This window comes from Streptomyces sp. 4F14, assembly GCF_048159485.1.
In the GTDB taxonomy this organism is placed as follows: domain Bacteria; phylum Actinomycetota; class Actinomycetes; order Streptomycetales; family Streptomycetaceae; genus Streptomyces.
In genome coordinates this window covers 1-448 of sequence record NZ_JBLRVY010000131.1, presented here as the reverse complement: position 1 = coordinate 448, position 448 = coordinate 1, and the positions used below count along the sequence as shown (strand labels likewise).

General features: G+C 74.1%; 1 protein-coding gene. It reads left to right on the top strand.

All coding sequences use genetic code 11. The features are described 5' to 3' along the window. Positions 1-54 precede the first annotated feature (54 nt). A partial coding sequence (locus ACLZOT_RS49975) for an FAD-dependent oxidoreductase (protein ID WP_416975982.1) occupies positions 55-448 on the top strand: 394 nt, incomplete at its 3' end.

Below are 448 nucleotides of genomic sequence, written 5' to 3'. Positions count from 1 at the left end.
TGACCCAGTCGGCGTGAGGACCCAGTCGGCGTGAGCAGGAGGAGAGGAACCGAGTTGAGCACCCAATCCCCGCCGGGACCGGACATCGAGGCCGATGTGTGTGTGGTCGGCAGTGGCGCGACAGCGCTCTTCGCGGCGCTGCTGTGCGCCCGCCACGGCCAGACGGTCGTCCTGGCCTCGCCGCAGGAGGAGTTCGAGCCGGCCGGCGCCGGCATCTCACCGCTCCTCGCCCCGCCCACACTCCAGCTCCTCGCGGAGCAGGGCGTGGAGGAGGAGCTGATCCGGGACGGCCGGCGCGTCCTCGGCGTGGACGACCACGGCACCTCGGGCCCGCTGTCCCGCTGGCGCTACACCGACCACCCCGGCATCGCCCGCCCCCACGGTCTGACCGTCCCCACCGGCACCCTCGTCCAGGCACTCCTGGCCCGGCTGCGCGACGAGCCGGGCG